At 70.6% G+C, this 13,127-nt stretch carries 10 protein-coding genes; 6 read left to right on the forward strand and 4 right to left on the reverse strand.

Features of this window, described 5'->3' with window-relative positions; translation table 11 throughout:
- Window positions 1-755 precede the first annotated feature (755 nt).
- Window positions 756-2,783, reverse strand: a complete 2,028-nt coding sequence (locus IO36_RS33510) for an AfsR/SARP family transcriptional regulator (protein ID WP_037625558.1) — start codon at window positions 2,781-2,783, stop codon at window positions 756-758.
- Window positions 2,784-2,937: 154 nt separating this feature from the next.
- Here IO36_RS33510 and IO36_RS33515 point away from each other — a divergent pair, with 154 nt between their 5' ends.
- Entirely contained in the window at window positions 2,938-3,819 is an 882-nt protein-coding gene (locus IO36_RS33515; protein ID WP_037625560.1) for an alpha/beta hydrolase, read from the forward strand.
- 289 nt (window positions 3,820-4,108) lie between these two features.
- Window positions 4,109-5,539 (forward strand): M1 family metallopeptidase, encoded by a 1,431-nt coding sequence (locus IO36_RS33520; RefSeq protein ID WP_167347432.1) that lies wholly within the window; start codon window positions 4,109-4,111, stop codon window positions 5,537-5,539.
- 218 nt (window positions 5,540-5,757) lie between these two features.
- Here IO36_RS33520 and IO36_RS33525 read toward each other — a convergent pair whose 3' ends face one another.
- Entirely contained in the window at window positions 5,758-6,543 is a 786-nt protein-coding gene (locus IO36_RS33525; protein WP_245173578.1) for a hypothetical protein, read from the reverse strand.
- Window positions 6,544-6,789: 246 nt separating this feature from the next.
- Between IO36_RS33525 and IO36_RS33530 the strand changes: the two genes are divergently transcribed.
- Window positions 6,790-7,269 (forward strand): hypothetical protein, encoded by a 480-nt coding sequence (locus tag IO36_RS33530; RefSeq protein ID WP_037625564.1) that lies wholly within the window; start codon window positions 6,790-6,792, stop codon window positions 7,267-7,269.
- A gap of 240 nt (window positions 7,270-7,509) precedes the next feature.
- On the opposite strand, the gene IO36_RS33535 is transcribed toward IO36_RS33530, so the two are convergent.
- Entirely contained in the window at window positions 7,510-8,283 is a 774-nt protein-coding gene (locus IO36_RS33535; protein WP_037625566.1) for a single-stranded DNA-binding protein, read from the reverse strand.
- A 677-nt stretch (window positions 8,284-8,960) separates the two neighbouring features.
- On the opposite strand from IO36_RS33535, the gene IO36_RS47180 reads away from it, so the two are divergent.
- Complete coding sequence (locus IO36_RS47180; protein ID WP_158997658.1) at window positions 8,961-9,332, forward strand: hypothetical protein; 372 nt, start codon at window positions 8,961-8,963, stop codon at window positions 9,330-9,332.
- A 65-nt stretch (window positions 9,333-9,397) separates the two neighbouring features.
- Window positions 9,398-9,892 carry a hypothetical protein gene (locus IO36_RS33545; protein WP_158997660.1) on the forward strand — a complete coding sequence of 165 codons (495 nt, stop codon included), beginning with the start codon at window positions 9,398-9,400 and terminating at the stop codon, window positions 9,890-9,892.
- Window positions 9,893-10,047: 155 nt separating this feature from the next.
- Here the strand turns inward: IO36_RS33545 and IO36_RS33550 are convergent, their stop codons facing one another.
- Complete coding sequence (locus IO36_RS33550; protein ID WP_037625571.1) at window positions 10,048-11,040, reverse strand: LacI family DNA-binding transcriptional regulator; 993 nt, start codon at window positions 11,038-11,040, stop codon at window positions 10,048-10,050.
- A 322-nt stretch (window positions 11,041-11,362) separates the two neighbouring features.
- On the opposite strand from IO36_RS33550, the gene IO36_RS33555 reads away from it, so the two are divergent.
- Window positions 11,363-13,078, forward strand: coding sequence for a discoidin domain-containing protein (locus IO36_RS33555; RefSeq protein WP_078943609.1), 1,716 nt, complete (start codon window positions 11,363-11,365; stop codon window positions 13,076-13,078).
- The last annotated feature ends 49 nt before the right edge of the window (window positions 13,079-13,127 follow it).

The raw sequence follows: 13,127 nt of genomic DNA on the forward strand, positions 1-13,127 counted from the left end.
CCGCTCTCCCGCCCACCGGGCCCGTCCCGCCCACCTCTCGCCGCCTGCGCACTCCCGGACCCGCGCAGCGCTGCGGGGCCCGGTGCGGACGGCCGCCGGACATCCTCGCAGACCCGTCCGAGCGCGCCGTACGCAGGCGGGCCACGACGCTATTCAGGCGCCACCCTCGAGCCTTCGCGGCAGCGCTCCGGACGCGCCGCCGAAGCTCGACGGCGGGGCCTTCGCTTCGGTCCGGCGCGGTGACCATGGTGCGGGGCTCAGGTCACGTCGACTTAGTCGACGGATGAGTTGCCGGCAACCGTTGGTGGTGTTGCCGCCGTAGCTCCGGCGCCAAGTGCCGTCCTGGGAGGCTGTCACGGTGGCCTTCAGAGAGCCGGCGCTGGCGGCGGTCGCTGTTGTGAGCGTGGAGTAGCTGCTGGGACCGGCGGGCTCGAACCGCCGTTTCACCGGTCGGCCACCGTAGTTGTCGTAGCGGTGCTCACTCCGGTTGGCGTGCTGCGCGATGCCCCGTGGCGGTGATCGCCTTGTCCTTGGCTACGGGTTCCGGGGACGCTTTCGCGTTCTGGCCCGTTCGCATCGCGGTGAGGGTGCAGTACTCAATCGGCCGATGATGGGAGCCGGTTCAGCTGCACTTCGTACGAACCGTCTACCCGACGGTGCCGGGGCGCCGGTCAGGCCCGGCATGCGGAGGTCGGCGACCGCCGGGCCGTATGTGGCCGCCGGGTCCAACGCGATGCGCGCCGAGCAGGGCCCGGTCAACCGTCTCCCAGGGCTCTGTCGGCTGCCCTCACGTGATCCTCGACCGGGCCGAACGAGACCAGGCCGCTCCCGGCGCCGGCCCGCTCTCCCACGGCGGCGGAGAGTTCGTCACGGGCCCGGAGCAGGACCGGCCGGTGCCCGACGGTCGCCGCCGCGCGGGCCAGTACGCACCACAGTGCCTCCTGGAGGAGGTCGTGCGGAGGCCGGGGTACGGCCGTGAGTGCGTGCCGCGCCTCTTCCACGGCACCGGACTCGGCCAACAACAGCGGGGCGAGCCACGGTTGATAGGGACCGGCGTCGAGGTGGGCGAAGTCGTCGGGATCCGGTGCGGCGCCGTCTCGCATGACCGGCACCAGGGCGACCAGCGCACCCGCGCCCCGGATGAGGCCGGGCATGCCGCAGTCGGCGGTCCGTGCAAGGACCTGTTCGTACCCGGGACGGGCCGCCACCCAGCCTTCGGTCTCGCAGGTGCGCAGGGCGCGGTACCAGGACGTGAACACCTCGGCCAGCGGTCGTTCGTTGCGGCGGGCGAGCCGGTCGATCTCTTCCGCCTCGGCGTCCGCCGACGCGAGGTCGCCCAGGCCGGCGAGCGCCTGGAGACGGACGATGCGGCCCAGGACTTCGTGCCCGGGAAGCTGGTGGTCGACGGCGAGCCGAGTCAGTTCGCCGCCGAGGGCATCCCGGCGGCGGGCCGATCCGCAGCCGGCGAACGACTGCATGAAGGCGCCGTTGAGGGCGAACGCCAGGACGGCGGGGTCTCCGAGGCGCCGGGCGAGCCGGACGGCCTCCTCGGCGGCGCGTTCGGCGCGCCGGCGCCACGGTTCGACGGCGGGGGCCCCGGCCGCCCGGGGAAGGGGAGCGTCGGCGGCGGCGTCGCCCCGTGACTCGATCGCCACGACGGACAGCAGCCGGGCGCGCAGCGCGGCGGGGCCGTCGGCTCCGAGCCGGGAGGCGGCCCGCGCGGCGGCCCGGGACAGTTCGCCGGCGCCGTCGGGGTCGTCGGCGCGGGTCCACACCGCGGGGACGTCGTAGGCCCCGATGATCCGGGCGGCCAGTTCCGCGTCGCCGGTCGTCTCGGCCGCCGTGACGAGATCCCGTCGGTGTCGCTGTGCTTCCTCGAGGCCGTCGGGCCCGGTCACCGCGAGGTCGCGCAGCAGGCCGGCGGTGGCGTGCAGCCGGGCCCGGGACCGGGCGGGCACCGAGCGGTCCCACGAGGCGGCGGCCCGGTCCCATACGCCGTCGGTCATTCCGGCCGGTTCGGTCGCGGAGCCGGCGGTGCCGCCGAGGACGCGGGCCTCCGCACGAGCCAGAGGGCCCCCCGGGTCGTACCGTCCGCCCGCCCCGGCGAGGGCGGAACGAGCGAGGCTCAGCGTCTCCACCGCCTCACCGTGCCGTCCGGCGCGGTCGAGCGCGGTGGCCAGCAGGACCCAGCCGTCCTCCCGCCCGGGGTGGGCGGCGACATGGGCGCGGAGGTCGGCGACGGCGTCGCGGGCGGCGCCGGTGGCCAGCATGGCGTCCGCGCGCCGCTCGACCGCGTCGAGGCGGAGCGCCTCCAGCCGGGCCTGCTCGGCGGCTGCCCAGGCGGCAGTGGGGAAGTCGGCCAGCACCGGCCCCCGCCACAGGGCGAGCGCCTCGTCCCACAGGGCGACGGCCGCGTGGGGCGGTGTCCCGGCCGCCCGCGCGGCGGTGTCCTCGAAGCGCCGGGCGTCCACCGCCTCGGGAACGGTGCGCAGGGCGTATCCGGGGCCGTCGGTGACCAGCAGGCGGGAGGGCTGCCGGGGCGGACGGCCGGGTTCCAGGGTGCGTCGCAGCGCCGCCACGAAGGTGCGGACCGCGCCCACCGCACCCGCCGGAGGCTCGTCCTCCCACAGGTCGGTCACGAGCCGGCCGACCGGCACCACCCGGCCCCGCGCGATCAGCAACCGCCCGAGCACCTCCCGGTGGCGGGGCGCCCCGAGCGGGAGGACCGCGCCGTCGCCGTCCCAGGCGGCGACCGGCCCCAGCAGTCCGAACTCCACGCCCACGTCAGATCCTCTCGCGGGCGGCGCCGTGCCCGGCGGGTGCCGCGTGTTCACTCATCGATCGCTGATCCGGGGGCCGCAACCTGGGTGACGTCCCCGGACGAACCGTGCCGCAGGGCCCGGAACGTCCACTCTGCCACGAACCACAGGAGTCACCGTGACAACCCCGAGCATCCCCGGATTCAGCGAACGCCGCGTGCGGGTCGACGACGGCGTCACGCTGAACGCCGCCGTCGGCGGCGAGGGCGCGCCGGTCGTCCTGCTGCACGGCTTTCCGCAGACCCACCTGATGTGGCGGCACGTCGCCGCCGACCTCGCGACCGACCACACCGTCATCTGCCCCGACCTGCGCGGCTACGGCGCCAGCGACAAGCCGGCCGAGACCGGCCCCGAGGTCTACTCCAAGCGGACCATGGCCCGGGACGTCGTGCGCCTCGCCGCCGAACTGGGACACGACCGGTTCGTTCTGGCCGGTCACGACCGCGGCGCCCTGGTCGCCTTCCGCGCCGCGATGGACCACCCGGACACCGTCTCCGGCGCCCTCTTCCTCGACGTACTGCCCACCCTGGACATGTGGGACGCCCTGCATGGTGTCTCTGCCGCGGTCGGTTTCCACCTGTACCTGATGGCGCAGGCCCCCGGCCTGCCCGAGGAGATGATCCAGGGGGCCGCCGACACCTTCTTCGCCTACTTCCTCGACGCCTGGACGAAGGACCCGGACGCGATCCCCGCCGATGTCCGCCGGCACTACCTCGCGGCGTCCGCGCAGGCGGTGCCCTCCATCGTCGCGGACTACCGCGCCTCGGCCGGCGTGGACGTCGACCACGACACCGCCGATCGCGACGCGGGCAACAAGCTGGCCATGCCGGTGACCGTCCTCCAGCAGGACTGGGGCGCCGCCCTCGGCTACCACGCCCAGGGCCTGTGGAGCGCCTGGACCGACGACCTCCGGCACCGTACGGTCTCCTGCGGTCACTTCATGGCCGAGGAGGACCCCAAGCTGATCGCCGACGAGATCCGGGCGCTCAACGACCGCTGAACAGAGCCCTCCTGGTGACCCTGTCCCCTCCCTCCGCCGGAGCCCGGCCGGACTGGGTCCGGGTCACCATGCGGGCCGCGTCCCCGCCCCGGGGCGCACCGGGCCGAGGGCCGGTTCCGGGCCGGCGCGCACCGCCCCGACCGAAGACCGTGGTGCCAGGCGGAGACGCCATATCTGGCGCTTTCGCCGCCCAAGCGGAGCCAGCCTCCCCTCTTCGCGCGGGCCTGTGTCGGCCGTGGGGAACCCTGTGACAAGATCCGCTGGCATGTCATCTGTCATGTCGTCTGCCATGCCTTCGTTAACTTCGTCGCCTTCGTCGCCCACGGGCCCCTCAAGAACCGGTCGCCGTCTGCTGGTCGCCCTGCTCGCGCTGCTCGCGACTGCAGGCTCCACCGTGGCCGAGGCCGGCACGCCGTCCGGCCCGGCGCCCGGCGCCGCGGTGAGAGCGGCCGAACCCGCGACGCCCGACCGCCCCAGCTACGACGTGAAGCTGCGCGCCGACGCCGACGGCTCCCACTGGGCGGGCCGGCAGACGGTGTCCTTCCGCAACGCCTCCAGCCGGCCCCTGCGTGAGGTGTACATACGCCTGTGGGGCAATGGCGAGGACGGCTGCGGGACATCCGGAAGACCGTCCCCCGTCCGCATCTCCCACGTGCGCGGCGGCACTCCTGGCCGCCCCGGCGTGAAGTGCACGGCGCTGCGCATCACCCTGCCGAGGCCGCTCGCACGCGGTGAGCGGACGGCCGTCTCGTTCGACGTGGCCCTCACCGTGCCCGCACGCAACAACCGCTTCGGCCGCGAAGGCGCGTTCCGCTTCCTGGGCAACGCGCTACCGGTCCTCGCCGTGCACGACGCGAGGGGGTGGCACCTCGATCCGTATGTGTCGTACGGCGAGAGCTTCTACACCCTGGCGAGCGACTTCCGGGTGCGCCTCGACCACCCGTCCGCCCTCAAGGTCCCGGCGACCGGCAGCACATGGACCCGCCCCGGCGGTACCGGGCGTACGGTCACCCACAGCGTCGCCAAGCGGGTGCGGGACTTCGCATGGGCGGCGGGCCCGTTCCGCACCGCGACCCAGACCTCGCCCGACGGCGTGCGCGTGAAGTCGTACTGGTCGCCGAACACGCCCGCCGCCGGTGTCCGCCTCAACCGCAAGGACGGCGTCGCCGCCATCGACCGGTTCGGCAGGGAGTTCGGCCGCTATCCGTACGGCGAGATGGACCTCGTGATGACCCCCCGGTTCGCCGGCGGCATGGAGTACCCCGGCCTGGTCATCCTCGGCACCGAGGAGGAGGGCGGCGCCACCGTCCATGAGATCGCCCACCAGTGGTGGTACGGCGTCGTGGGCAACGACGAATACAACTCACCCTGGCTGGACGAGAGTTTCGCTCAGTACGCGACCGCGCGCTACTACCGCTGGGACGGGTTCGAGTGCTCGCCGGACGACTCCTGGCCGAGCGCCACCGCCGCACCCACCAACTCGATGGCCTACTGGTCTGCACACCGTGGCGAGTACTTCCAGGTCGTGTACGGGATCGGCCCCTGCGTCCTGGCCGACCTGGAGCACGTCCTCGGGGCCGGCACCATGGCACGCCTCATCAAGAAGTACGCCCACGACCACTGGTACGGCGTCTCCACCACCGTCGACTTCAAGAGGGCCGCACAGTCGATGACGCACAGGGACCTCGGCCCCTTCTGGCGGAAGCACCGCATCCGCTGAAGGCGCACTCCGCTCGCGGGTGACGGGTGTACCCCGTCGGCGCCACGACGACGGTGACCGACGGGGTACGCGGGGTTCTGACCGGCTGTACGTCCGTGCGCTTGGGGCCGGCCGCATGTGGAAGGCGGTGCGGCTCTTGACTCCGCACCGCCCTCGTGGGGTTGCGCTCGTCGACGTAGACCGAGCGTCTGTGGGACGCCCGGGCATCCGCGAGGCTGCTACTTCAGTGCTACCGCGTCTCCCGTGGACACCACGCGAGCAGTCGTTGTCGTACCGGGGAAGTACCAGCGCCAGCTGCCCGCCGAGGTGGCGGTGACCTTGGTGCTGAGAGTGCCTGCTTCGCCGGATTTCACTGTCTTGACGGTGCTGTAGTGAGCGGCGCCGGCCTTCCTGTACTGGAGCTTCACGTCCTGTCCTGTGAAACCGTGGTACTTCCGGTCTTCCCAGTTGGCCCGGGACAGCTTGCCGCTGATGGTGAGCGTTGCACCCTTGGCGACGGGTTCAGGTGTCGCGTTCGTGGTGAGCTGGGATGCGCGCTTCATCTTGAACTCGGCGATGTGGTCGGCGATCCAGTAGTCGCCGTCGTTGGCCTTGACGGTCGCATCGGCCTGCCAGACGCCCGCGGTGTGGTTCACGTCCTCGGGCAGGCTGTCCGGGAGCCATGCCGGGTCGATCACCATGGAGGCCGTGCAGACCGACGTGGTGGAACTCTTCTTCGCGCACCGGGTGTCCACCCAGTCGCTGAAGCCCCAGCCGTTGCTCTTGTTGATGACATCGACACGTGACAGGCCCTTCACCCCGGAGTTGTCCCGGATGGTGATGGCGATCGGGTAGGTGACGCGCTTCGTGGTGCCGATGATGACGTTGTTCCCGCCGTTCACGACGGCGGCGGTGACGCGGATGTCACCCCGGCCTTCCGCGTGAGCCCCGGTCGCGGCCAACAGCGTGAACGCCGAGGCACCGGTCGCCAGGATCCAGGCGGTCCTGGCCGTTCTGCCTTGCATGATCCCTCCCCTGATTTGTGGGAGGAGAGACTACACAGGTGATCAACAACTTGACGTAGGGGTTCGCCCAGTGGCGCGCTTCACCCGAACCCTATGAACCACGCCCGCGCCACGGTGCGTGGTCGACGGCGGACGGGACGGGAGCCGGGAAGCGTGGTGGGCAGCGGATCGTCCTCGTTCTACCGCTGTCGGACCCGGGCGCTATTTTGAGGCCCCACTAGTCAGCAACGGCGGAAGGAGCCGGCCGTGGGTGCCAGCGGATGGAACTACGTCGCTGCCTACAGCGGAAGTGTCGAGGTGACGCTGGAGGCCCTGCACGACGAGGTGTTTCAGGAGCTGTACGGCGATGGCGAGGAGTATGAGAGCCGTGAGGAGCTCTACGCCGACGAGGAGTTCATGAGCGAAGAGGGCACTCATTCGATCTTGGACGTCCTCCGCGTGGTCGAGACGACCGAGCCCCCGCAGCAGCGGGAAGCGGACTACTTCACGCTCCGCCCGCTGCCCCCCGCCCGGCTCGTGCAGCACTTTGGCTCGGATCGCCCAACCGTGCAGCAGTACGAAGACGCGATGGCTCGGGCCTATGAGGCCATGCGCACCAGACATCCCCTGGAGCAGGACACGACCCTGCTTGGCGAAGATCGGATGCGCTGGACCGGCGTCTACGTAGTCCTCTACACCGACAGCCAACCCACCCATGTCGGCTTCTTCGGTTCTTCCGGGGACTGAGCCTCACGTGCAAGCGGTCGCGCCGAGGCAGTACTGCCGCTCAGGACAGAGTTGGTTGAATAACGTCGGCAGGCCGTCGTGGTCGACCTGATGAGGGTGAGGCCACAGGTCCAGAGGATCAACGTCATACGGGTGGGGGCGCCGTCCCGTTAGGAACGGCGCCCCCACTGGACATCCGCTGACACTCGACCAGGTGTGGTGCGACGGCCGCCTGACGTCGGAAACGCTCTCAGTACCTGGCTATTGGACGTCCACGAAGTCGCCGGTCGCGTTGACCGCCGGAGTCGTCGTCGTGCCCGCGAAGCTGTAACGGAAGTAGCCGTCGACGGAAGCGGTGACGGTCGTCCGCAGGTTGCCCGTCGCGTCGGACTTGATCGTCTTCACCGTGGTGTAGGTGTCGCTGCCCTTCTTGCGGAACTGCAGCTTTACCGACTGGTTCGTGTAGCCGTGGTACTTGTTGTCCTCCCAGTTGGCCCGCGAGAGCTTTCCGGTGACCGTGACGGTCTTGCCCTTCTTCACCGGCTCCGGCGAGGCGTTGACCGTCAGCTTCGAGTAGCGCTGCACCTTGAACGTGGTGGCCGCATCCCGGTGGATGTAGTTGTAGTCGTTGGCGGATACCAGCGTGGCGAGGTTCCAGGTGGCCGCCGCGTTGTTGTCCACGAAGCCGGTCGACGCCTGCGGGTCGAACGTCAGAGTGCCCGTGCAGGTAGACGTAGTGGCGCTCGCCTTGACGCACGTGATGTCACCGTCGTCGTACCAGATCTGGGCGAAGTTCGGTTTCGGACCGGAGGCGCTGATGTACGTGGTTTCGGCGATGCCCGAATCGTCCGACGCAGTCACGGAGACCTTGGCGGACACCACGTTGGTGGTACCGACCACGACCGGCTTGCCGCCGTTGACGACGACCTTGTCGATCGTGATGTTGCCCGAACCGCCGTCTGCCGCCTGAGCGTTGGTGGCCCCGATTGCGGTGGCGACCAGTGCGACGCTGGTGCCGAGCAGGGCAAGGCGCATGGCTTTGCGCAAAATGTTCCCCCCACTGATTCTTTGATTGATCAGAGGAAGCGTACGGCGTTGGCCAACGGTCAACCGCTGATTTGGTTGCGGTACAGCGGTACAGCGGTACAGCGGTGAAGTACCGCAACCACGCCCACCGCCCGCGGCCAGTACCTTCCGAAGAGGCCGCCTTCGCTGGTACGACACATGTCTGGAAGTCTGGCCGTCTCTGGCGATCGACACGGCGGTGGGGCGGGAAGCTGATGAAGGGACTGGGGTGGGGCAGGCGTCGGCGAGCCCGTGAGGGAGTGTCAGGGGTGCGGGACGAGGCCTGGGGTGAGTACCTGCGGCAGTCGCCGGAGGGAACGGAGTTGCTCGCTTGGTGGCAGCAGGCGCGGGACGGAATGAGTCGTACCGACCGGGACGCCTACGGGGAGCGGCTGGCGTCCCTGCTGGCTGACGCGTCCGCGCGTGACTGTGCGGCGGCGGGGTTCGGGTGCACACGGCGCATCGATCGTGTCTGCCGAGAGCCGTCGGTGTGCCGGCTGGACCCTGTTGCGCCAACTCCCGCCGAGGATGCGCCACGTGGCGAGCGCGAGGGCCCGGTCCAGGGTGCCTGCGGCGGATTCCACAGCTTTCGGGGTGACTTCACGGTTCATGTGTGGTTCAGCGGTGGAGAAGACCTCCATCGTGCGGTGTTCTGGCACGACATGGAGGCGTCGACCGTGCGATTGTGGGTGGACGGTATCCCGGTGGGCACTGCGGACGACTTGAACCCCTACGGGCACTGGCTCGACGGCAGACTCCTGGTGGTACAGGCAGAGGGGCCGGACGATCATCCCCTGCAGTCGTACGGCCCGGGGCTGCCGGTCACCGGGATCGCCTCCGTGCTGATCCACGACACGGCTCACGGCTCCACACAGACGCTGATCCCCGGACCTCACGAGACCTGGACCGAACCACAAGTCGTCCGAGCAGGTGAGACCCTGCGGGTGTACGCCACCCCGGAGGCCCGGATCGCCGACGTACCCGACCGGATCCTGTCGCTCCGGGCGGCGCCGGAGTGATGGCGGGAACCTTCCGCGTCGCCGGCACCTGATACCGACCCTCCAACAGCGAAAGCACGGCGTTCATGACTGACGAACTGCGCCCCGGCCGGGCCGAAATGGTCAGGCTCACCACCACACTACGCATGGACGGCGAGCCTTCGTCCGTGGTCGCGATGCAGAACGGCCATGACCGGCAGGGCATATGGCTCGGATCGGATCCGGCGGGGAGTCGCGGCCCTCGGCTCCAGGTCGACTTCAGTAGCGGATCGGCCCGGCTGTACGCCGACAAGCCACAGAAGCAGCAGGTGGGTGAGCGCTCGGGGAACACCGTGAGGCTCTGGTCTCAGGAGTACCGCCTCCACCGGCAATGGCTCTGGCCCAGACTGAACTTCAGGGTTACCGTCGGCGAGCACACGATTCTGCGCGTGCGTGAACGGTTCCGACGCAGCGGCGGCGCCCGCGTCTTCGATACACACAGCGACGCCGCACTCGATCCCGTCGTCACCCTCGCTCTGCTCCTGCTGGAGGGGCGCCCGGACAAGATCCGTTTCAGCCGCGACGATTCCACCCGGTTGTGAGCCTCGGTCCCGCAGAACTCCGGCCGGCTGCCCCCATAGGCGACGCTCCGTCTGTCATCGACGGGAGCTGTCACAGAGGTGAGGTCCCCTCGAACGGGACCGGAACTTCCTGACGGAGGGCGGAGGGGCGGACGGGCGGAGCGCGGGCCCTCCGGTCAGCTGGACTCGCGGACCACCAGTTCGTTCGGCATGATCACCGGCTTCCTGGGACCGCCCTCGATGAGCGCCAGCAGCAGGCGCACCGTGGCGGTGGCCTGGTCGGCCATGGAACTGCGCACCGAGGTGAGCGCGGGAGTCGTGTACGCGGCGGCCTCGATGTCGTCGAACCCGACCACGGCCACGTCCTCGGGGACCCGGCGGCCCGCCTGGTGCAGGGTGCGCAGCGCCCCGATGGCCATGAGGTCGTTGGCCGCGAACACCGCGTCGACGTCCGGGTCGTCCTCCAGGAGCTGCCGCATGCCTTCCGCGCCCGACACCCGCGTGAAGTCGCCCAGCGCGACGATGGAGCGGCGGCCGGTGTCCCGCAGGGTCGCGCGGTACCCCTCGAGCCGTTCGCGGGCCTCGTACAGGTCCAGCGGCCCGGTGATCGTGGCGATCCGGCGTCTGCCCCGCTCCAGCAGGTGCCGTACGGCCAGCTCCGCACCGCCCGCGTTGTCCAGCGCCACGTACGGGACGTCCGTCGCGGCGGTGCGGTTGAAGGACGCGACCGGCAGGCCCATGCGGGCGAGCGCGGCCGGCAGGGGATCGGCGCCGTGCAGCGCCACGAGCATCACGCCGTCCACATGGCCCCCCGCCACGTAGCGCTCCACCCGGGCCCGGCTCTCGTCGGACTCGGCGAGGATCAGCACCACGCGTCTGCCGACGGCCTCCAACTCCCGGCTGACGGTGCGCACCACGGTGGAGAACAGCGGATCGTCGGACACCACGCCCTTGGGCGGGTCGGACACGACCACGGCCACGGCGTCCGTGCGGCGGGTGACCAGGTTGCGGGCGGCGGCGTTCGGCACGTAGCCGAGTTCCCGTACCGCCCGCATGACGACGTCCCGGATCTCCGGCGCGACGGTGGTCTCCCCGTTGACGACTCGGGAGACGCTCGACTTGGACACGCCGGCCCGGGCGGCGACCACCTCGAGTGTGGGTCGTTTCATCGCCTTCCGATCACCGGTGCCCGGTCGTCGAGTCCAGGGAGCGTTTCCCCTCAGGATGACCTCGGTCCGATCCGCCTGTCAACGACGCTTTTCATGCTTCTGGTTGGCGGTCTCTAGCCTCAACTTGCCGCTGTCCGGGACCGGTCGGCCGGCGTCTCGCGCTCCGCCTCAGTGGATCTCAGGAACCGTTCCCTGACACGCGGCGCGTGATTCGGTGGTGTTGCCGGCCTGTTGCCGCAAGCCTTGACAGGCCACCGACACGGGCCCATTCTCAGCCGTCAGGGAGCGCTCCCTCACCCTTTCCCCCACTGAGGAGTCGCCCGTGCATCCCCTGCTCCGCCGCTTCGGCTTACCCGCCCTCGTCGCGGCCGTCCTGCTCACCCTCGTCAGCCTGCCCGCGCCCCGCGCCCACGCCGCCGAGACCCTGCTGTCGCAGGGCCGGCCCGTCGTCGCGTCGAGCACCGAGGACCCGTTCACCGCGCCGGGAGCCGTCGACGGCAACCCGGCGACGCGCTGGTCCAGCGCCTTCTCCGACCCGCAGTGGATCAGGGTCGACCTCGGGGCCCCGGCCCGGATCAGCCGGGTCACCCTCCAGTGGGAGGCCGCCTACGGCAAGGCCTTCCGCATCCAGGTGTCGAACGACGCCGAGACCTGGTCCACCGTCCAGGAGACGACGGACGGCACCGGCGGCACCCAGAACCTGACCCTCACGGCCACCGGCCGCTACGTCCGCATGTACGGCACCCAGCGCAGCACTCAATACGGCTTCTCCCTCTGGGAGTTCCAGGTGTACGGCACGGCCGACACCGGCGGTGGCGGGGACACCCTGCTGTCGTACGGGAAGACCGGCGCGGCCTCCTCGTCGCAGAGCGACGGCAACTGCTGGGAGTGCACCCCGGCCCGGGCCTTCGACCGCGACCCGGCCTCCCGGTGGGCGACCAGCTCCACCACCGGGTGGACCGACCCCGGCTGGATCTCCGTCGACCTGGGCGCGACCGCGCAGATCACCAAGGTCGTCCTGCAGTGGGACCCCGCCTACGCCAAGTCATTCCAGATCCAGGTCTCGTCCAACGGCACCGACTGGACGCCGATCTACTCGACCACGTCCGGCACCGGCTTCAAACAGACCCTGGCCGTCTCCGGCACGGGGCGCTACGTCCGCATGTACGGCACCGAACGCGCCACCCCGTACGGCTACTCCCTCTGGGAGTTCCAGGTGTACGGCACCGGAGGCGCCCCCATCCCGGCGCCACCGCTGCCGCCGGACCCGGCGCAGCCGCCGCGGCTGGTGTGGAGCGACGACTTCGACGGGGCCGCCGGCAGCAGGCCCGACCCGGCGAAGTGGCGCGCCGACCCCGGCACCGGTCAGAACGGCGAGCTGCAGTACTACACCGACCAGCAGAACGCCGCGCTCGACGGTGGCGGCCACCTCGTCATGGAGGCCCGCAAGGAAGCCAGCCCCGGCCGGGCCTGCCCGCCCGACCCGCTGACCGGCAGCACCACCTGCCAGTACACCTCGGCCCGCATGAACACCGGCGCCACCTTCCAGTTCACCTACGGACGCGTCGAGGCCCGTATCAAGGTGCCCAAGGGCAACGGACTGTGGCCCGCCTTCTGGATGATGGGCGCCGACTTCCTCACCGGCCGTCCGTGGCCGTACAACGGCGAGGTCGACATCATGGAGGTCCTCGGCAAGGACGTGAAGACGGCCTACTCGACCGTGCACGCCCCCGCCTACAACGGTGGCAACGGCATCGGCGCGCCGTACGGGCTGCCCTCGAACGCCGACTTCTCGGACGACTTCCACACCTGGGCCGCCGACTGGAACAGCAAGGGCATCGTCTTCAGCCTCGACGGGCGCACTGTGTTCACCCTGGACAAGGACCAGGTGGAGCGCACGCGCGGACCCTGGATCTTCGACCACCCGCACTACATGATCCTCAACCTCGCGGTCGGCGGCGACTGGCCCGGCCCGACCGACGCGTCGACGCCGTTCCCGTCCCGGATGCTCGTCGACTACGTGCGCGTGTACCAGTAGCGCAGTCGGCACCGGCCCCCTTGTCAGATCCGGCCCGGGCACCTCGGTT

This window comes from Streptomyces aureus, from assembly GCF_000725495.1.
GTDB classification, from domain to species: domain Bacteria; phylum Actinomycetota; class Actinomycetes; order Streptomycetales; family Streptomycetaceae; genus Streptomyces; species Streptomyces aureus_B.